General features: G+C 41.7%; 18 protein-coding genes and 1 tRNA gene. 11 read left to right on the top strand and 8 right to left on the bottom strand.

The window, feature by feature from the left end:
- Positions 1-73: 73 nt before the first annotated feature.
- Positions 74-751 carry an alpha/beta hydrolase gene (locus tag F9K23_12805; GenBank protein KAB2914996.1) on the top strand — a complete coding sequence of 226 codons (678 nt, stop codon included), beginning with the start codon at positions 74-76 and terminating at the stop codon, positions 749-751.
- Between the two features lie 41 nt (positions 752-792).
- Here the strand turns inward: F9K23_12805 and F9K23_12800 are convergent, their stop codons facing one another.
- Complete coding sequence (locus F9K23_12800; GenBank protein ID KAB2914995.1) at positions 793-1,314, bottom strand: GNAT family N-acetyltransferase; 522 nt, start codon at positions 1,312-1,314, stop codon at positions 793-795.
- A gap of 178 nt (positions 1,315-1,492) precedes the next feature.
- Between F9K23_12800 and F9K23_12795 the strand changes: the two genes are divergently transcribed.
- Positions 1,493-1,837, top strand: a complete 345-nt coding sequence (locus F9K23_12795; GenBank protein ID KAB2914994.1) for a hypothetical protein — start codon at positions 1,493-1,495, stop codon at positions 1,835-1,837.
- Positions 1,838-1,839: 2 nt separating this feature from the next.
- Here F9K23_12795 and dinB read toward each other — a convergent pair whose 3' ends face one another.
- Positions 1,840-3,012, bottom strand: coding sequence for a DNA polymerase IV (gene dinB / locus F9K23_12790; GenBank protein ID KAB2914993.1), 1,173 nt, complete (start codon positions 3,010-3,012; stop codon positions 1,840-1,842).
- Positions 3,013-3,627: 615 nt separating this feature from the next.
- On the opposite strand from dinB, the gene F9K23_12785 reads away from it, so the two are divergent.
- From F9K23_12785 to rlmH, 8 genes are all read left to right on the top strand, one after another.
- Positions 3,628-4,590, top strand: coding sequence for a helix-turn-helix domain-containing protein (locus F9K23_12785; GenBank protein KAB2914992.1), 963 nt, complete (start codon positions 3,628-3,630; stop codon positions 4,588-4,590).
- Between the two features lie 329 nt (positions 4,591-4,919).
- Entirely contained in the window at positions 4,920-7,505 is a 2,586-nt protein-coding gene (locus F9K23_12780; GenBank protein ID KAB2914991.1) for a DUF5117 domain-containing protein, read from the top strand.
- Between the two features lie 117 nt (positions 7,506-7,622).
- Positions 7,623-8,369 (top strand): twin-arginine translocation signal domain-containing protein, encoded by a 747-nt coding sequence (locus F9K23_12775; protein KAB2914990.1) that lies wholly within the window; start codon positions 7,623-7,625, stop codon positions 8,367-8,369.
- A 62-nt stretch (positions 8,370-8,431) separates the two neighbouring features.
- A tRNA-His gene (locus F9K23_12770) sits at positions 8,432-8,508 on the top strand.
- Between the two features lie 76 nt (positions 8,509-8,584).
- Positions 8,585-9,076: a cupin domain-containing protein gene (locus F9K23_12765; GenBank protein KAB2914989.1), complete on the top strand. Its 492-nt coding sequence runs from the start codon at positions 8,585-8,587 to the stop codon at positions 9,074-9,076.
- A gap of 94 nt (positions 9,077-9,170) precedes the next feature.
- Entirely contained in the window at positions 9,171-9,422 is a 252-nt protein-coding gene (locus tag F9K23_12760) for a hypothetical protein (protein KAB2914988.1), read from the top strand.
- Between the two features lie 65 nt (positions 9,423-9,487).
- Positions 9,488-11,326 (top strand): cadmium-translocating P-type ATPase, encoded by a 1,839-nt coding sequence (gene cadA, locus F9K23_12755; protein KAB2914987.1) that lies wholly within the window; start codon positions 9,488-9,490, stop codon positions 11,324-11,326.
- Between the two features lie 117 nt (positions 11,327-11,443).
- Positions 11,444-11,917, top strand: a complete 474-nt coding sequence (gene rlmH, locus F9K23_12750; protein ID KAB2914986.1) for a 23S rRNA (pseudouridine(1915)-N(3))-methyltransferase RlmH — start codon at positions 11,444-11,446, stop codon at positions 11,915-11,917.
- 74 nt (positions 11,918-11,991) lie between these two features.
- Here the strand turns inward: rlmH and rplT are convergent, their stop codons facing one another.
- The 6 genes from rplT to F9K23_12720 all read right to left on the bottom strand — a co-directional run bounded on the left by rplT (position 11,992) and on the right by F9K23_12720 (position 17,238).
- On the bottom strand, positions 11,992-12,336 hold the full coding sequence (gene rplT / locus F9K23_12745; protein KAB2914985.1) for a 50S ribosomal protein L20: 345 nt from the start codon (positions 12,334-12,336) through the stop codon (positions 11,992-11,994).
- A gap of 83 nt (positions 12,337-12,419) precedes the next feature.
- Positions 12,420-12,620 (bottom strand): 50S ribosomal protein L35, encoded by a 201-nt coding sequence (gene rpmI / locus F9K23_12740; protein KAB2914984.1) that lies wholly within the window; start codon positions 12,618-12,620, stop codon positions 12,420-12,422.
- A gap of 94 nt (positions 12,621-12,714) precedes the next feature.
- Positions 12,715-13,287 carry a translation initiation factor IF-3 gene (locus tag F9K23_12735; protein KAB2914983.1) on the bottom strand — a complete coding sequence of 191 codons (573 nt, stop codon included), beginning with the start codon at positions 13,285-13,287 and terminating at the stop codon, positions 12,715-12,717.
- 17 nt (positions 13,288-13,304) lie between these two features.
- Positions 13,305-15,233 (bottom strand): threonine--tRNA ligase, encoded by a 1,929-nt coding sequence (gene thrS / locus F9K23_12730; GenBank protein KAB2914982.1) that lies wholly within the window; start codon positions 15,231-15,233, stop codon positions 13,305-13,307.
- A gap of 5 nt (positions 15,234-15,238) precedes the next feature.
- Entirely contained in the window at positions 15,239-16,378 is a 1,140-nt protein-coding gene (locus F9K23_12725; GenBank protein ID KAB2914981.1) for a tetratricopeptide repeat protein, read from the bottom strand.
- A gap of 101 nt (positions 16,379-16,479) precedes the next feature.
- The gene (locus tag F9K23_12720; protein KAB2914980.1) at positions 16,480-17,238 is read right to left on the bottom strand and encodes a hypothetical protein; all 759 of its coding nucleotides are present in this window, start codon (positions 17,236-17,238) and stop codon (positions 16,480-16,482) included.
- Positions 17,239-17,507: 269 nt separating this feature from the next.
- Here F9K23_12720 and F9K23_12715 point away from each other — a divergent pair, with 269 nt between their 5' ends.
- On the top strand, positions 17,508-18,698 hold the full coding sequence (locus tag F9K23_12715; GenBank protein ID KAB2914979.1) for an amidohydrolase: 1,191 nt from the start codon (positions 17,508-17,510) through the stop codon (positions 18,696-18,698).
- Positions 18,699-18,702: the final 4 nt, after the last annotated feature.

Here is an 18,702-nt window from a genome sequence, read left to right as displayed (position 1 = left end):
CCAGCCCATAACTTTCATTCGGAGGTAATTACTTAAAGTACTTATTTTGCACCTCATCAAAAAAAACACCACCATGCAAAACCTGTTATTGCTGCACGGCGCACTTGGATTTTCAGGACAGTTTGAGAACCTGCTTCCGCTTCTTAAAGATTCTTACAATGTTTACACGTTTGATTTTGGCGGACATGGCAAAAAAACAATGCCTGAGAACCTAAGCATCGAACACTTTGCAAAAGAAACCGCAGCATTTATAAACACTTCAATTGGTGGTGAAACCCACATTTTCGGCCATTCAATGGGCGGATATGTAGCCATGTACATGGCAAGATACGGCATGGGGCAAACAGGGAAAATTTTGACTTTAGGTACAAAGCTGAATTGGACACCTGAGATTGCTGCCAACGAATCAAAACTTCTAAACACCGAAAAGATAAAAGAAAAAGTACCTGCATTTGCACAAAGCCTTGCTGCCATGCACGGTGATAATTGGGAATTGCTTTGTAAAAAAACAGCCCACATGATGATTGATTTGGGTAACGCACCGGCCTTAACCCAAGATGATTTTGCGCAGATAGAAAACCAAATTCAATTGGGATTGGGCGATAAAGACAATATGGTGAGCTTGGAGGAAACCATTATTGCTTACAGACAACTTAAAAACGGACGACTTGCCGTATTACCCAACACCCTGCACCCCTACAACAAAGTGGATGTTAACAGGCTTGCCTACGAGATAAAGGCATTTATATAAAACTAAAACAGGGACATTAGTCCCTGTTTTAGTTGATGAACTTACTTCTTTAGCAAACGGTAACACACAATACCACCCTCCAATTCAACAGTTTCAAAGCCGTTATGCTCAAGTACTCTGCGGCTGGCTGTATGGTCATACGGAACAGTGGCAGTTATTTCAATAATATCAGTGTTACTCCACAGCTTTTCTACCATTTCAGCTAAAGCGGCTTTTGCATAGCCTTTCCCTTCAAACCCTGCATAAATGTAATACCCTATGTGTGCTTTATTAGGTTCGTCAGGATTTATAAAACACCCTATTCCCCCAACACATACGTGCAAAAATGTATCTACCACAAGGTGTTGTGTATAAAGCTCCCAGTGCATTGGGTTAGCTTTTACAATAGGAAGTATGGTGTTTACTAAGGCTTCTTTTAAAGCCTGTCCAAAATCAATGTATGAGCTATTGATTACTGCCTCGTTTGGAACCAATCCCAATTGTATAAATAATTGCTGCGGATGCTGGGCATACACTTCTATTTGAGCCGCCTGCAGCGGCACTAAACTAATTTGTTGTTGCATAAAAAAATGATTGATGATTGAAATAGAAAAAAGTGGATGCTTCAGAAAACAAAAGGTTTTCTGTCAATCAACAATATCAGACGTAAGAGTTTTAGTTCTCAGAGGCGAAAATCTAAAACAAAGATAAAATCTTTCTTGGGTTTAAGTGCACATACTAAGATGTTTGCATATTTGCAGTATGGACGAAAAGCAACGCAAATTTGAGAACTACCACATTGTACTAAGGCTGATAAAAGACCTTTGCTGGGCCATGGAGTTTAAAACACTGGGCATTACCATGATTGCACCCACCATAGCTCTTGCCATTTACATTGCCTATCGCAGTTTTGAAACCAAGTTTGAGTTTATGCACAACCTTGCTGTGTGCTTTTGGATTACCGCCAACGCTACCTGGATGACGGGTGAGTTTTTTGATTTTGCCGACCCTGCAAGAAGCGCAGCCGCAGTTTGTTTTGTTATCGGTATCGTTTTGATTTTATCGGCCTACTTAAGAAGAAAGTTAAAACCTGAAACAAGCGCATAGCATCAATTAGAGGGCGGACGACGCTTTTTTGTTCCAAACTCAGTGGCGGTTTTTATCAGCCCCTCGCCAAACCTCGATTTTATTTTATCCATCGCCTTATACAACTCGGGTAAATCTGCATTATCAAACAAGTTAACTTGCCCTTGCCCGTGTGTTAAATTGCTAAACTTCACGCCTATCAACCTTACCAACCTGCCTTTATGGTAAGCTTTGGCAAAAATCTCGCGCACCTTTTGCAACAGTTTATTATCGGCATTGGTAAAATCAATCACACTTTGTTGCATGTGTGTTTCAAAATTCTCATACCGTATTTTCACTGCAACACTGCTTGTAATCATGTTTTCCTTTCGCAAACGATAGGTTAACTCCGCTACCATTGCCGAAAGTATCGTATCTAAAAACGTTGTATCATTGGTATCAGTATGAAACGTATTCTCTGTACTGATAGATTTACGTTCGTGGTAAGGCTCTACAGGGCTGTTATCAATACCATTGGCGCGCTTCCATATATACTTTCCGTATTCACCAAAACGCTCCTCTAAAAAGTCTTTATTTAAAGCAGCGAGTTGCCCGATGGTAACAATCCCCATCTTATTCAAAGACTCTTCCATCTTTTTTCCCAACATGGGAATTTTTCCCACATTGAGAGGTTTCAGAAATGCTTGCACAGCATCAGCAGGTACATACAATTCACCGTTAGGTTTGGCTTGGTTGGTAGCCATTTTGGCTATGCACTTATTCACTGATAAGCCAAAGGAAATAGGCAGTCCTGTGTTTTTTATTACTGCTTGCCGTAACTCTTGCGACCATTTGAAGCAGCCGAAAAACCGGTCTAATCCACTAATATCCACATAAAACTCATCAATGGAGGCCTTTTGCATCAAAGGTGCTCGTTCAGCAATTATCTGGGTTACCATTTTTGAGAAACGCCCGTATTCGCCCATGCTGCCTTTTACCACAATTGCTTGCGGGCAAAGTTTCAAAGCCTGACGAACCGGCATTGCCGACCGCACCCCAAACTTACGAGCCTCATAACTGCACGAAGAGACTACTCCCCTATCGCTATAACCGCCCACCACCACAGGCTTACCAATTAAAGCCGGATTAAGGAGCCGTTCAACCGATACGAAAAACGAGTCTAAATCAATATGAAGTATATGTCTGTCTGTGTTCAAAACCGTATTACAAATGTAAGTATTACCAAAATGGGAAAAGTTGAATATCTCTGCATCAAAAGGGTGATTATATCTAATAGTGAATATTCTTTAGAATAACTGTTAACTGTTTGGTATGATATATATAAGAATTTCTTAACAAGACTGTTTAATACTGAATTATAACAGCTTACAAAAAATTCAAGAGAATTATACTAAACCTGATTATTTGGGTAAATAGTTTGCTAATGTGGTTTCAGCCAAATCATTCCAAGGTAATTTATATTGTGGCATAATATTTGGCTGGTATTTGAAGAAAATAGTATTTATCAGTCATAAGTATAATTTGTATAAACAACTGATTTATCACTTAAAGCACTGTAAAAAAGAAAATTAAAAACAATTAAAACCATCGTACTATGCGTAAGTACAGTATGAGAACCTATAAATGTGTATGTGATTTTTTTGTACAGTTGATGTAAAAAAACACCCTTTTTGCAAAATTTGCAAACACAATTTTTACCACTGATTTACAGACACTTACAGATAATTTAAATTATTATCCTATAACCTTTAAACAAAACGGATAATAAATTTGTATTAATTAACATAAATATTAGCTTTGCAATATAAATTATGAACACACCATCAGAGCGTTTTAAGGCCGTTCGTAAAGAGCTCGGCCTTACTCAAAATGAATTTGCCCGCGAGTTGGGGATATCGCAGGTTGCGGTATATAAACTGGAAGAAGGGCAAATAAAAAGCATCAGCCAAGAAGTGACTCAGATTTTAGAAGAGAAATTCGGAATAAATAAAATCTGGTTACACTTTGGCGAGGGCATGATGTATCTTGATGATACCACCAATATGTACTCAGTATACAATAAACTTGAGTATCTATCTAAATTGGTTGAAAATGTACTTAGCCGCTTAGGTGGCTCAGCTCCTGTACTTTCTGAAAAACGCGGCCGTGGCCGCCCCCGTAAATCATCGGCAATTAGCGGATTTGATTCGGATTCAGAAGGTGCAATGAAACGTGGTCCAGGTCGTCCTCGTAAAAATCCGGTAAGTGCTACATCAGGTGAACGTCGCGGTCCCGGCCGTCCTCGTAAAAATCCCGTTGAAGCCAATGAAACCGGCGAAAAACGTGGCCCCGGCCGTCCTCGTAAAACACCTGTAAGCGCAGCTTCAGGCGAAAAACGCGGTCCAGGTCGTCCCCGTAAAAATGCAGCCGCTACTGCTGTTGCAAAACGTACCCCCGGACGCCCCCGTATTAAACCTCTTGAAGAAACAACCCTAAAACGTACACCCGGCCGTCCTCGTAAAAGCCCGTTGGAATCTACCAGCGAGTTAAAGCGTACACCCGGTCGTCCTCGTAAAAGCCCTGTAACAGAAACTCAAGGCGAAAAACGTGGTCCCGGTCGTCCTCGTAAATCACAACCCGAGGTAACTGCCACGGTTAAACGTTCTCCCGGCCGCCCTGCTAAAACTGCAGCTCCTGCCGCAGGTAAACGTGGTGCAGGCCGTCCGGCTAAGACTACAGCTCAACCGGTTACTGCTGAAGCTAAGCGCGGTCCCGGACGCCCTAAGAAGTCGTAATTAGTAATCCACTATTTAAATAAATAAAAACGGCATTGACTAAATTTATTAGTCAATGCCGTTTTCTTTTTACAGTATAATCAACTAAAAAACAATCAATTACAAACACATTTAATAGCAACCCTGTCTCAAATTTGAGCTTAATTAATGTGTTAAAATCTATCAGCGTAATTGTAATTCTGCTACATTTTTTTGCAAAAATATTTTCATAATTGTAATGGGTATTATTTAATATTTAGTTTATCACAATTGCTACAGCATTTATCGATTATGACCCATTGTGTGTATTATTTCGTTTATTTGCTTTTTAGTATTACAAAAAGTAGATAATGAAAACGCGTACTACATTGTTAATGGCCACTGTGTTTGTTTTTGCACAGTGTGCCTCAAAAAAAACAACCCAAAGCCCTAAGATGCCCCCACCTCCGGATGGTGGAAATAAATCAAAAACAGTTTCGATTAAAGAAAAGACAAAGAACTGTACTAAAAACGACGGTCTTTTCACCTTGTATAAGGATACCGTTACAGGTAGTGCTTACATGGTGATTAAAAAAGCTCAGTTAGGTAAAGAGTTTATTTACTTTAACTATGCTGAAAACGGTTTGGTGCTTACCGGCCATTTTAGAGGTGCCTACCGCGATAATGAAGTTTTTAGTCTGCGCAAGGTTTATGATCGTATTGAATTTGTTAAAGAAAATACCGGATTCTATTTCGACTCAACGAATGCCATCAGTAAATCGGCTACAGCAAACATTTCCCCCTCAATTTTATTGAGCGAAAAAATTGTAGCTGAAGACACCTCAAAAGGTGAGTATTTGCTTGAAGCTGATGCGATATTTTTAACAGAAGGGCTTAGCAAGGTAAAACCTACTCCGTTACCAATCCCTACAGCTGCTTTTATGTTCAACATGGGAGGTTTAAGCAAAACCAAAACAAAGTACTCAACCATACGCAATTACCCTGAGAATACAGACATTGTTGTAGACTATGTATTTGACAACCCTTCTCCTGTAATTGGCGGCGGTCCTGAGGTTACTGATGCACGTAGTGTTACTGTTACGTTGCAACACAGTTTTATCGAGGTACCGACAAACAGTTTTAGTCCACGTTATGACGACCCCCGCGTAGGATATTTTACACACGAGGTTAACGATATGACCACTGAAAGTGTTACTCCCTACCGTGATGTGATACACCGCTGGCACCTTGAAAAGAAAAACCCTGAACTAACTATTGACGAGCCTGTAACACCTATTACTTGGTGGATTGAGAATACAACCCCTGTTGAATACCGCGAAACAATAAAACAAGCTGGTATGAAATGGAATCAGGCTTTTGAAAAAGCCGGATTTAAAAACGCTGTTAAAGTGGAAATTCAACCTGATACTGCTACTTGGGACGCCGGTGATATTCGTTACAACGTATTGCGTTGGACATCTTCGCCCAACCCTCCGTTTGGCGGATATGGCCCCAGTTTTGTAAACCCACGTACCGGACAGATTTTGGGTGCTGATATTATGCTTGAGTACATTTATATCACCAACCGTTTGAAGCAAAACGATGTATTTGGAACCATTGGCCTTGAAGGTATGTTGAACGAAATGAACGACAACCACGATAAAAACGTAGGTCATTACTGCGAAGCAGGCCACTACTTGCACCAAACTACGCTTTTCGGACTTTACGGAATGATGGTGAACAACGCCACCCAAGCAGATAAAGATGAGTTTATCAAACAATCGTTGCACTACCTTATCCTACACGAAATGGGACACACATTGGGCCTTAATCACAACATGAAGGCTTCGCAAATGCTAAGCCCCGCAGAATTGGCTGATAAAAACACCGTTGAAACCTTTGGTTTGATTGGCTCAGTAATGGATTACCCTGCTACCAACTTTAGGTTGGACGGTAAAAAACAAACCAACTACTTTACCACCAAACCCGGTCCTTACGACGATTGGGCTATTGAATTTGGTTATTCAACTGCCGAAAAAGATGCGGCTGCTGAAAAAACACGCCTTGAAAAAATACTTTCTCGCAGCACTGAATCTAAATTGATTTTTGGTAACGATGCTGACGATATGCGCAGCCCCGGAAAAGCAATTGACCCACGTGTGAATGTAAACGACCTTAGCAACGATGCCATTGGCTACATGACTGAACGTATGCAAATAGCCAACAAAGTAATGGGCGAAATCAAAAACAGGTTTAGTGTTGCCGGTCAATCGTACGAACAACTACGTACTGCTTACTTGGTATTATCATCAGAATATGCAGGTGCAGCATCTATTATCTCGCGCTACATCGGCGGTGTTTATGTAGACCGTGCGATGGTGGGACAACAAGGTGCTACGCAACCTTACACCCCTGTAAAATACGAAGACCAAAAACGAGCCATGAAAACCTTGGCTGAAAACGTGTTTGCCCCAAATGCTTTAAAAGCATCTGATAACCTATACCAATACTTGCAAGAGCAGCGCAGGGGCTTTAACTTCTTTAGTTCTACAGAAGACCCAAAAATACACGACAGGGCCTTGGCAATACAAACCACAGCGCTTTCACACATTATGCACCGTACCGTAATGGAACGTCTTACTGATAGCCGCTTGTATGGTAACAAGTATAGCGTAAACGAAATGCTGACCGATTTGAACGATGCTATTTTTAAAGAAGATTTAAACGGCAATGTAAATACCATCCGCCAAAACCTTCAAATATCTTACGTAAAACGACTGATTGTAATATTGGATAAAACATCACTATACGACCATGTAAGTAAATCAGCAGCCTTAGCAGCCATGAATAGCATCCTTTCACAAATGCGTGTGGCCAAATTAAAAGGCGATGCCGAAACCAAAGCTCACCGTGAGTATGTGATATTCCTAATTGAAAAAGCATTAAAAGCAGAATAGTTTTTAGACTGACGCTAAATAAATTAAGCCCTGCCCGTTATACGGCAGGGCTTTTTTTTATGAACATGGCAGTATGTTTGAAGTACTATTATTGTTACAATACACATCACAGAGGATATGACCCACCGCCGAGATTTTATAAAAACTACAGCCGTATTAGCCGCAGGTATAGCCATAGCTCCCGGTTTTGCTTGCAAAACAACACAAGCAACCATAACTAAAGTAGCGCCCGCAACCTACCCTACAGCCGATGGGTATGTTCAAGAGAAACTCCCTTACGCTTTTAATGCCCTAGAGCCGCATATTGATGCGCTCACTATGGAAATACATTATACCAAGCATCATACAGCCTACATAAAAAAACTGAACGAAGTTAAATTTGCCCACCAAAGCATGATGGGTAAGTCGCTAGAAGAACTGCTGCAAAGTGTTTCAACATTGCCCGAAGATGTGCGCACCGTTGTTAGAAATAATGGCGGCGGCCATTGGAACCACACCTTCTTTTGGAAGATTTTAACTCCCGCCACAGGACAACAACCCAAAGGAGATTTGTTGGAAGCCATCACAAAACAATGGGGCAGTTTAGATAACTTTAAAATAGAATTTGAAAAAGCCGGTGCTGGCCGTTTTGGCTCTGGTTGGGTTTGGCTGATAAAAACCAACAAAGGATTGGAAATTACCACCACACCCAACCAAGACAACCCATTGATGGACGTTGCTGAAACCCAAGGAATACCTGTATTGGCCTTGGATGTATGGGAACACGCCTACTACCTCCATTACCAAAATAAACGTGCTGATTACCTAAAAAGCTTTTGGAATATTGTAAATTGGCAACACGCTGAAGTTTTGTTTAGTAAATAAAATTTCATTTCTAATTTGAAAATTGAATTTGAATATTATCTTTGCACTCCCAAAAACAAACGGCGGTTGTAGCTCATTCGGTTAGAGCGCTTGATTGTGGTTCAAGAGGTAGTCGGTTCGATCCCGATCATCCGCCCCAAAAAATTAAAGCCCTGCAAATGCAGGGCTTTTTTATTTTACCCTTGCCAAGCCTCAAAAACATTATTTTTACCTTGATGAAATCTGCTGCATATTGGATTGAAAAATTAGGGCTTGAAAGCCACGTGGAGGGCGGTGCATTTAAAGAAGTGTTCCGCTCTCCGCTACTACTGCAAAACTTACCGCCTGCCTTCAAAGGCACGCGCAATGCAAGTACCTCAATTTACTTTCTACTGCAAAACGGACAGTTTTCGGCTTTTCACCGCATAGCTGCTGACGAAGGCTGGCACTTTTACGAAGGTTTTACTCTTACAGTTTATGAAATCGAAGAAAACGGAACCCTCATTACCCACCGTTTGGGAAGGGATTATGATAAGGGTGAGCAGTTTCAAACAACTATCAAAGCGGGAAGTTGGTTTGGCTCGCGGGTTGAGGGTGAAGGGTACGCCCTAGTAGGTTGTACTGTTGCCCCAGGTTTTGATTTTGCTGATTTTGAGTTAGCTGACTATGAATCCCTTGCAAACAAGTACCCTGAGTACAAAAACCTTATAAAAGAATTAACCCGATAGGTTTAAACAAATAAAACTGCTACTTGTTAAGATTATACGCTCGTGGATGATTAAAGTCACTTATTTCACAAGCAAAATCACGTAAATTTGTATCATGCAAAACGAAAAATTGCAAACGGTTGAATTAGAAGTACACGGCATGACCTGTAACAGCTGCGCTATGAGCGTGCAAAAGGTATTGGAACGTGGCGGGGCTAAAGATGTAGTGGTTAGCTATGCTACCAACGAAGCCAAGTTTTTAAAAGACACCAATGTGTCTGTAGATGCCCTGATAAACAATATAGAAGGATTAGGCTATACCGTAGTAAAAGACAAAGCAACCGCTTCTGAAAAAAAAAACGCCTGAGCTTATTCTCGCTTGAGGCCAAATTCATAATTTCTTTACTGTTTTCTATTCCTTTAGTATTGCACATGGCTGTGTCGTGGCATTTTTTGCACGACCCAAGGGTGCAGTTTATCTTGTGCCTGCCTGTAATGGCAATCGGCATCATCCACTTTGGCAAAAGTGCATATCACTCTACCAGAGTTGGTGCGCCCAACATGGATGTACTGATATTTTTAGGTTCTTTCTCGGCATTTGTTTACAGTATTTGGGGTTCGGTAGTTTTTGAAGGCCTGCCCGAACAAAAAAACTACCTGTTTTTTGAAACCGCCGCAACCATTATCACTCTTGTATTACTTGGCAACCTGATTGAAAAGCGTGCAGTTACCCGCACCACAACTGCCATTGAAGAGTTGAACAAATTACAACCTGCCAAGGTGAAAAAGGTGGTTCACAACCTGCTTACCAATCACACAGAAATACAAACTACCGAACTTAAAAACATTAAAGTAGGTGATGTGATTGAAGCCACCACGGGTGACAGTATTGCAGTGGATGGAACTGTAATAAACGGCGACGGCGAAATTGACGAATCGGCCATTACGGGAGAAAGTATGCCCGTATTTAAAGACAAAGACAAGCCTGTAGTCAGCGGCACTGTGGTTAATCACGGTAAAATACACTACAAGGCAACAGCGGTAGGTAGCGATACCCTTTTAGCAAAAATTACCCAAGCCGTAAAAGATGCTCAAACACATAAACCACCTATACAGAAATTCAGTGATAAAGTAAGTTTGGTATTTGTACCCGTAGTACTGGGATTAGCCCTGCTTACCTTCCTGCTCTCCTATTTTGCTTTTGGCGTAGATGCCACAGGCTCTCTGCTGCGCTCTATTGCCGTGCTGGTAATTTCTTGTCCCTGCGCTATGGGATTGGCAACACCTACAGCAGTAATGGTAGGCTTGGGTCGTGCGGCGCAAAACCAGATATTGATAAAAGGTGCCGGCACTATTGAAGAACTGGGCAAAGTAAAAACCGTAGTGTTTGACAAAACAGGAACACTTACCACCGGACGTTTCCGTATAAAAAACTTTACCACTTACAACTACGCTGATTTTGTTGCAAAATCAGTGATATACAGTTTAGAAACTGTGAGCAACCACCCCATTGCCAAATCGATTGTAGAAGACTACAAAGATTGGAACTGGCGCAAAATGGAGTTTATGAAGGTGGAAGAAATTAAGGGCAAAGGTATTATGGCCGAAGATGCCACCGGTATTGTGTACCGTTTGGGCAGCCGTGATTTTGTTGATGACAATACTGGCGAGATAAAACATGATGCCGATATATTTCTTAGCTACAACAAAATGGTGGTAGCGTCTTTTGATATTGAAGACCAAGTACGCCCCGAAGCCAAAACGGTAATAGACTTTTTAAACAGTAAAGGCATCCGCACACTAATGTTGAGCGGAGATAATGAAAAGAAATGCAGCTTTGTTGCCGAACGTTTGGGACTAAAAGAGTTTTACCACAGTCAACTGCCGGAGGATAAACTAAGCAAACTGAAAGAGCTTTCGCAACAAGGCAAGCTGGCCATGGTTGGCGACGGGATTAATGATGCCCCCGCCCTTACACAGGCTGATATCGGCATTACGCTATCAAATGCTACGGATGCCGCCCGCCAAAGCGCCAACATAGTACTTATTGGCAACCAACTGGATAAACTGGTGGCCGCCTACCACATTGGTACAAAAACCTACAGTACTATTAAGCAAAACCTGTTGTGGGCATTGGCCTATAACGTAGTGGCGATACCATTGGCAGCTATGGGCTACCTAAGTCCCATGCTGGGTGCATTAAGCATGGCTTTTAGTGATGTGGTAGTAATTGGCAACTCGCTTCGCCTAAAGTGGCGTAAGATTGGGTAAAAGTACAGCGTCATTGCGAGGTCTTCCGAAGCAATCTCGGAGTATAGGAAACAGATTGCTTCGTCAGCCGAAGACGGCTTTCTCGCAAAGACGAATAGGCAAAAAATAAAATACATTTTGAAAATAAAACTATTGTGGATAGGCAAAACTGCCGATAAGTATTTGGAAGAAGGTATTAGCATTTATGCAGGCCGACTAAAACACTATTGCCGTTTTGAGACCCAAACCTTGCCCGATATAAAAAATGCGAAGAACCTGAGCAAAGAGGAACTGAAAGAGAAAGAAGGTAAACTGATTTTAGAAACATTAGGACAAGGGGATATTTTGGTACTGTTGGACGAAAACGGTAAACAATATACATCGCCGCAACTGGCTGATTTTGTTCAGAAATTATTGAACAGGGGTGCCCAGCAAATTGTATTTGTAATCGGAGGGGCTTATGGTTTTAGCGAAGAAGTTTACAACCGTGCCGATGCCAAAGTTTCACTATCACCTCTTACCTTCTCGCATCAAATGGTACGCCTTATTTTTGCTGAACAGCTGTATCGCGCCTTTACGATATTAAAGGGAGAACCGTATCACCACGTTTAATCTGTAATTCACTTGATAGAAATAAAAAAAGGGGCATAAAGCCCCTTTTGTATATCTAGAAGTAATGAACTTACTTATTTTACAGCATTAACAACCGCTTTAAAAGCTTCAGGGTTGTTCATTGCTAAATCGGCAAGTGCTTTACGGTTAAGACCGATGTTTTTATCGTGTACTTTACCCATAAATACCGAGTAGCTCATACCTTCTTGGCGGGTAGCAGCGTTAATACGCTGAATCCACAAAGCACGGAAATTGCGTTTTTTGGTTTTACGGTCGCGGTAGGCATATTGCAAACCCTTCTCTACAGTGGTTTTGGCAACTGTCCATACATTTTTGCGAGCGCCCCAGTAGCCTTTGGCTAACTCAAGGACTTTTTTTCTTCTTTTGCGCGAGGCAACGGAGTTGACTGAACGTGGCATAGTATTTATTTTTTGGTAGTTAGCGCCCCGATTGAAATCGGAGACTTAAGGCTAAATCCCGGTGTTAAAAAATTGGTTTAAAATTATTTACCAATGGTAAGCATTAGCTCAACATTGTTCATATCGGCTTTGCAAACGTAAGCTGCATAAGTAAGGTTACGTTTTTGCTTAGTACCTTTTTTAGTAAGGATGTGACGTTTGAACGAGTGGTTCATCCTTATTTTTCCGCTACCGGTTACCCTGAAACGCTTCTTGGCACCCGATACTGTTTTCATCTTTGGCATTGCTATATCTGTTTAAATCGTTGTTTAATATTTAATATTTCTGCAACCAGCTCTCTGTTTCCTATGGTTTTAACCGAAAACAAACAACTGAAAACTACTTTTTAGGCTTAGGGGCAATCATCATTATCATCTTTTTACCTTCAAGTTTTGGCATCATCTCTACTTTACCATACTCGGCCAAACTCTCGGCAAATTGTAACAACAATACTTCGCCACGTTCTTTGTAAACAATGGCACGTCCCCTGTAAAATACATAGGCACGTACTTTAGCACCTTCGCTCAAAAATTTGATGGCATGTTTTAATTTAAAATCAACATCATGCTCATCTGTATTGGGGCCGAACCTAATCTCCTTCACTACCGATTTCACGGAGTTGGCCTTCATTTCTTTTTGTTTTTTCTTTTGCTCGTAAAGGAATTTTTTATAATCCACTATACGGCAAACCGGCGGAGTAGCATTGGGTGATATTTCAACCAAGTCTATCTCTAGTTCGCGTGCAATTTCTAACGCTTTTCGGGTAGGGTAAACACCCTGCTCAATGTTCTCACCAACCAACCTTACTTCGGTAGCTGTGATACGTTCGTTAATCCTGTGTTCAGGTTCAAGCCTCCTTGGAGTCCTGAAGTTTCGGGGGCCATTACCACCCGGCTTGTTAGGTAAGCTAATATATACCTCCGTTAATTTTAGTTTTCGTCAATCAATTGGTTAAAGTAGGCTACAAAATCCTGCAACGAGAACGATCCAACATCACCCATGCCATGCCTACGGACAGACACTTTACTTTCTCCTTCTTCTTTCTCCCCTACTACCAACATCACAGGTATCTTCCCTACTTCTGCGTCGCGGATTTTCTTACCGATTTTCTCAGCCCGTCCGTCAACGAAGCCGCGAATATCGTACTTTTTAAGATAATTTAAAACACTTTCAGCATAATTTTGAAACTTATCACTTATCGGCAACACTGCAACTTGCTCCGGACTTAGCCAAAGCGGGAAGTTACCGGCGCAATGTTCGGTCAAAATAGCAAAGAAACGTTCCAACGAACCAAACGGTGCGCGGTGAATCATTACGGGGCGGTGTTTTTGGTTATCCTCACCTATGTACTCCAATTTAAAGCGCTCAGGCAGGTTGTAATCCACCTGTATGGTTCCCAATTGCCATTGGCGACCCAAGGCATCCTTCACCATAAAGTCAAGCTTAGGACCGTAAAAAGCAGCCTCACCGTATTCGGTAACCGTAACAAGTCCTTTTTCGGCAGCAGCCTCAATAATTGCATTTTCAGCCTTTTCCCAGTTTTCTTCAGTACCAATGTATTTGCTGCGGTCTTCTTTATCGCGCAACGATATTTGGGCAGTAAACTTCTCAAAACCAAGTTTGGCAAAAACGTGCATTACTAAGTCAATCACATTTTTAAATTCATCCTTTACTTGGTCGGGACGGCAGAAAATGTGGGCATCGTCTTGGGTAAATCCGCGCACACGGGTCAAACCGTTCAACTCACCGCTTTGCTCGTAACGGTACACCGTACCAAACTCAGCAAAACGCAAAGGCAAATCTTTGTATGAGTGGGGTTTGAATTTATAAATCTCGCAATGGTGCGGGCAGTTCATTGGTTTTAGCAAAAATTCCTCATCCACATCGGGGGTTTTGATGGGCTGGAAAGAATCTTTACCATATTTTTCGTAGTGACCGCTGGTTACATACAACTCTTTTTTACCGATATGTGGAGTAATAACGGGTAGGTATCCCCTATCGGTTTGCGAAGTCTGCATAAACTTAGTCAGCCTTTCACGTATCAACGCTCCTTTAGGTAACCACAACGGTAAACCGGGGCCTACATTCTCGCTAAAAGTAAACAACTCAAGTTCTTTACCCAACTTGCGGTGGTCGCGGCGTTTTGCCTCTTCCAACAAGTGCAGGTATTCATCCAACTCGCTTTGCTTGGGGAATGTAATACCGTATATACGGGTAAGTTGTTGGTTGCGTTCATCACCGCGCCAGTAAGCTCCTGCAATATTCAGCAGTTTAACTGCCTTTATAAACCCTGTTGATGGGATATGAAAACCGCGGCACAAATCGGTAAAGCTGCCTTGGGTGCAAAAAGTTATTTCACCGTCGGGCAAATCCTGTAACAAATCAAGTTTAAGGTTATCTCCTTTCTTGGTAAAATAGTCGATAGCATCGGCCTTGCTAATATCGCTCATCACGTAAGCATTGTCTTGCTTGGCCAACTCCTTCATCTTTTCTTCTAACTTTGTTAGTACCTCAGCATTAACAGGCTCACCACCAAAATCAATATCGTAGTAAAAACCGTTTTCTATAGCGGGACCAATACCAAATTTAGCTTTGGGGAAAATGCTTTGCACTGCTTCAGCCAACAAATGCGCCGATGAGTGCCAGAAAGCTTCTTTACCGTCCGTATCTTTCCACGTAAATAGTTTTATTGAAGCATCTGTTGTTATTGGTGTTGATGCTTCGGTGCGTTTTCCGTTTACTTCTGCTGCCAGCACGTTGCGCGCCAGCCCTTCGCTAATAGACTTAGCTACCTCCATGGGTGATACGCCCTCGGCGTATTCCCTCACGGCTCCATCCGGGAATGTAATTTTTATCATCGCTGTTATTTACGTGTTTTCTTTTTCAACTCAGCCAAAGCTTCTTTGGCTGCAACATAATCGCCATCCATTGATACTACCTGTTCGTAATCTTTTATCGCACTGGGGTAATCTCCCTTACTTTCATAAGTTAATGCACGCAGATAATATCCTCGCACATAATCAGGTTTCATTATCAATGCTTTATCAAAAGCTTCAATGGCTTTTTCAAACTGGTTAAGGTTCAGGTTTATCAACCCAATGCCCGAATACGGGCGGTAATCATCAGGGTCGATAGCCAATACCTTTTCATAATCGGCTCTTGCTTTATCATAGGCGTTCATATCAAACGCCGACATATCATAATACACTAATGCCCTTGCGTAATAAGCCTCGGCACTTAGTTCTTTTATTCGTATTGCATTGGTAAAGTACTCTTCGGCAAGTTTCAGATTGGTTTTGCCTCCTTTTACCGAAAACAAACTGCCTAGTTGCACATAAGCCTCGTAGTAATCATTATCAAGCGATACTGATTTTTTGTATTGAATAATCCCCCGCACGGTATCCTTCATCCCCACATAGTTACGACCTTTATAATAGTATGCAGCGGCACTGTTCGGGTCAATCTCAAGCAACTTATCAAAAGTAGTATTACTCTCGCTATACTGAAACAATATCATTTGCAACTCGCCCAGCTTAAGCAAAGCCTCGGTAAAATCGGGTTTAAGCTCTACCGCTTTGTTAAACGATGCCATTGCACCCGTTACGCTGTCGTTAGCAAAATACACCTCGCCCAATGCAAACCTGTATAAGGCATTTTCAGGCTCCATGCTCACCGCTTTTTTAATATCCAGCAAAGCTTTTACGGGGTTTTCCTCCCTTGCCCACTGCAATGCTCTGCGGTAATACAACTCGGGATTGTTGGGTGAGTTGGCTATGTCTTCGTTCAATTGAGCAATTACTTCCGAGCCTTTGCCGTACTTCTCCGCTAGGCTGTCTTCCAGTGACTTTGTGGCATCTTCGCCACCGGTTTTGTTCTTACAAGCCGAAAACGATACTGCCATTAGCAATGCTGCCAATAACAGTTTTGGGGTAATATATTTTATACTTTTTATCAAGTGTGTTGCGTTTGTTGCAAGGTGTGCAAAAATATTGAGTAATAGCATTTGTACCAACTTTATTATTAACGATTGTAATTGTTAACGTTTTTTTGACGCAGAAGGTGGAAGGTTTTTAGAAACAAAAATGTTCCCTACGACACTTGCTTTTAAAAAGTTCCCGACTCAGGATAGTTGCTCCAATGGGTATTTGGTTTCAATGTCGGTTTATATAAGTTTGCATTACCGCTTGTAATAACGTCCGCTATCATTTGCCATGTTTCATAACTGCTCGGTTTGTCATTATCTTCATCTCCATTCATTGATTCAGAATGAAATTCATTTGAAAAACGTTGGTAATCTATGTGATACCATTCATCTAATACTAATATCTTATCTAAGTTACTTGGGATTGATTTATACAACTCTTGGTCGGTAGCACAAAAAATAGTTTTGTGTTTATACGCTATCACCCTTGCTACAGCCTCTACACCTATTGCGTTTGCATCATAATCGCTAATATTTACACCTGCATCTTTATAATCAGCTTTAGTGTAAACCAGCGGGATTTTCTGTCCTCTTATTGTCCAATGTTTTGCATCTTCTTTTAAAACATCAACATCAATGGTTTCCTCAACTTCATCATCGTTTAGTAAACCTATTTGATAATCATTACATACATAATTATTATACCTTTCTAAATTGGTTAAACAATTACCAAAGTACGTTATCGACAAAAAGATATTTCCTGCTCTTGGATTAAAACCAACTCTTTCTATGGCTATTGCCCAAGTCTCTTCTTTCCCTCTGAATACATTTAATCTGCTTTCAATTAGATAAGAGTATATATCATTAAACCACACAAAACGCTTATACCCCCCATCATGTGAATTGTCAAGTGCATTTAGAACTTCAATCTTTAAACTCATTATTGCAAATGTAGCGCAGTTTTTAAATAGATACCGATAGCGTTCTTTCACCAATCATATTGAGGCACTACCTCTTATTGCAATCACAAAGACTAAGGCGTTGAAACCCCTCTTTATTCCAATTATCTTTTTGCGAAGGACTTAAGTCCTTCGCAAAAAGGTAATTACAAAAGTGACAGGTTTTAACCTGTCATAGCAAAAGACCATCATCTCAACAAATCCTAAAATCAATAAATCAACAATTCTGCAATTCTTTACCTTTGCCCATCATGGAACAACTAAAGGCACAAATAAAAGAGTTAGCAGCCAAGTATAGCTCCGACAATATAGGCAACCGTCGCCATTTGCACAGCCACCCAGAGCTTTCGTACCAAGAATACGAAACCGCCAAGTTTGTGGAGGCTAAACTGACCGAGTACGGCATTACCCGCTTCGAGCGTAAGGCTGAAACAGGTGTGATAGCGATTATTGAAGGGCGTAACCCGCAAAGCAAAACCATTGCCTTGCGCGGCGATATGGATGCCTTGCCCATTGTTGAAGCCAACGATGTCCCTTACAAATCGCAAAACGAAGGGGTAATGCACGCCTGCGGACACGATGTGCACACCTCATCGCTATTGGGTACAGCCCGTATATTAAACCAACTGAAAGACCAACTGGAAGGTACAATAAAGCTGGTGTTTCAGCCCGGCGAGGAAAAAATACCCGGCGGTGCATCGTTACTGATAAAAGAAGGTGTGCTTGAAGCTCCCAAAGTGCAAAAGATGATTGGCCAGCACGTAATGCCCCAAATTGAAGCCGGAAAAATCGGTTTCCGTAGCGGGTTGTACATGGCCAGTGCCGATGAATTGTATGTAACCGTAAAAGGCAAAGGCGGACACGGTGCGCAACCCCAACAAAATATAGACCCTGTGCTGATTGCCAGCCATATTATTGTGGCTTTGCAACAAATTATCAGCCGCAACAGCAGCCCGCTTGACCCTTGTGTGTTGAGTTTTGGCAAGGTGATAGCCAACGGAGCTACTAATATTATCCCCAACGAGGTAAAAATAGAGGGCACTTTCCGCGCACTGAACGAGGAATGGCGTGCCGAAGCCCATCGCCGTATGGTGAAAATGGCCGAAGGTATTGCCGAAAGTATGGGCGGAAGCTGTGTGTTTGATATACACAAAGGGTATCCGTTTTTGAGGAACGACGAGGCCCTTACTGCCGCAGCCCGCAGCTATGCCGAAGAATTTGTAGGCAAAGAAAACATTGTGGATTTGGATATTTGGATGGCGTCGGAAGATTTTGCTTATTACAGTCAAGTAGTGCCCAGTTGTTTTTACCGCTTGGGTACGGGCAATAAAGCAAAAGGGATTACTTCATCGGTACACACCCCTACTTTTGATGTTGACGAAACCGCCCTTGAACTTGGCGTAGGCTTAATGACTTGGATGGCTTTGAGAGAACTATTATAAACCA

The sequence above is a fragment of the Bacteroidota bacterium genome (genome assembly GCA_008933805.1).
GTDB lineage: Bacteria > Bacteroidota > Bacteroidia > UBA8524 > UBA8524 > SB11.
Note: the sequence above shows the minus strand (reverse complement) of the source record. Positions and strands in the feature narration are given on the sequence as shown.

What these genes read in the sequence shown, in the direction of transcription:
- F9K23_12805 (KAB2914996.1), top strand. Translation starts at nt 74, where the DNA reads ATGCAAAACCTGTTATTGCTGCACGGCGCACTTGGATTTTCAGGACAG.
- F9K23_12800 (KAB2914995.1), bottom strand. Translation starts at nt 1,314, where the DNA reads ATGCAACAACAAATTAGTTTAGTGCCGCTGCAGGCGGCTCAAATAGAA.
- F9K23_12795 (KAB2914994.1), top strand. Translation starts at nt 1,493, where the DNA reads ATGGACGAAAAGCAACGCAAATTTGAGAACTACCACATTGTACTAAGG.
- F9K23_12785 (KAB2914992.1), top strand. Translation starts at nt 3,628, where the DNA reads ATGAACACACCATCAGAGCGTTTTAAGGCCGTTCGTAAAGAGCTCGGC.
- F9K23_12780 (KAB2914991.1), top strand. Translation starts at nt 4,920, where the DNA reads ATGAAAACGCGTACTACATTGTTAATGGCCACTGTGTTTGTTTTTGCA.
- F9K23_12775 (KAB2914990.1), top strand. Translation starts at nt 7,623, where the DNA reads ATGACCCACCGCCGAGATTTTATAAAAACTACAGCCGTATTAGCCGCA.
- F9K23_12765 (KAB2914989.1), top strand. Translation starts at nt 8,585, where the DNA reads ATGAAATCTGCTGCATATTGGATTGAAAAATTAGGGCTTGAAAGCCAC.
- F9K23_12760 (KAB2914988.1), top strand. Translation starts at nt 9,171, where the DNA reads ATGCAAAACGAAAAATTGCAAACGGTTGAATTAGAAGTACACGGCATG.
- cadA (KAB2914987.1), top strand. Translation starts at nt 9,488, where the DNA reads ATGGCTGTGTCGTGGCATTTTTTGCACGACCCAAGGGTGCAGTTTATC.
- rplT (KAB2914985.1), bottom strand. Translation starts at nt 12,336, where the DNA reads ATGCCACGTTCAGTCAACTCCGTTGCCTCGCGCAAAAGAAGAAAAAAA.
- rpmI (KAB2914984.1), bottom strand. Translation starts at nt 12,620, where the DNA reads ATGCCAAAGATGAAAACAGTATCGGGTGCCAAGAAGCGTTTCAGGGTA.
- thrS (KAB2914982.1), bottom strand. Translation starts at nt 15,233, where the DNA reads ATGATAAAAATTACATTCCCGGATGGAGCCGTGAGGGAATACGCCGAG.
- F9K23_12725 (KAB2914981.1), bottom strand. Translation starts at nt 16,378, where the DNA reads ATGCTATTACTCAATATTTTTGCACACCTTGCAACAAACGCAACACAC.
- F9K23_12720 (KAB2914980.1), bottom strand. Translation starts at nt 17,238, where the DNA reads ATGAGTTTAAAGATTGAAGTTCTAAATGCACTTGACAATTCACATGAT.
- F9K23_12715 (KAB2914979.1), top strand. Translation starts at nt 17,508, where the DNA reads ATGGAACAACTAAAGGCACAAATAAAAGAGTTAGCAGCCAAGTATAGC.